General features: G+C 59.9%; 1 protein-coding gene. It reads right to left on the minus strand.

The genetic code is table 11. From position 1 onward, the window contains the following. On the minus strand, positions 1–657 hold a 657-nt coding region (locus tag EN991_RS38580; protein ID WP_127370646.1), incomplete at its 3' end, for an NAD-dependent epimerase/dehydratase family protein. Between the last annotated feature and the right edge of the window lie 63 nt (positions 658–720).

The raw sequence follows: 720 nt of genomic DNA on the forward strand, positions 1-720 counted from the left end.
GTCGTCGACATAACCCCAACTGCGCGATTGGGACCCGTCGCCATAGACCGTCAGCACCCCGGTTGTCAGAGCCTGGATGGCAAAGTTCGAAACGGCGCGTCCATCGTCGATGCGGGTTCGCGGCCCATATGTGTTGAAAATCCTGACGACGCGAATGTCGAGCCCGACAACCCGCTGCTGTTCGAACAGCAATGCCTCGGTGCAGCGCTTGCTTTCATCATAAGAGGCCCTGGGACCGGTGCAGTCCACCGATCCCCTGTAACTCTCGGGTTGGGGTGAAATCAGGGGGTCGCCATAGACTTCCGAGGTCGAGGCGAAGCAGAAACGGCCGCCGGGCTTGAGCAGCGTCAGAAGATTGAGCGCGCCGCCGATGTTGGCCTTGATCGTGCGTACCGGCTCGCGCATGTACCAAAGCGGCGAAGCCGGCGACGCGAGATGAATGATCTCATCGAAGCGTTGAAGGGATGAAAAGCTTTCGGCATCGGCAATCTGCAGATCGAAACGCGGATCGGCGACATGTGCGACGTTGTCTCGCGTCCCGGTCCAAAGATTGTCGACGACGATCAGCTTTTCCAGATCGCTTCGCCGCAACAGACGGTCGACCAGATGTGAGCCGAGGAAGCCGCAGCCACCAGAAATCAACACGCTGCGCGACATGGAACCCCCTGCTCCAGACACCCGGCCAGTCAACGAGCCACAGGGCTTGTTTCCCAACAACGG

Source organism: Mesorhizobium sp. M7A.F.Ca.US.005.03.2.1 (assembly GCF_003997795.1).
Classification (GTDB): Bacteria; Pseudomonadota; Alphaproteobacteria; order Rhizobiales; family Rhizobiaceae; genus Mesorhizobium; species Mesorhizobium ciceri.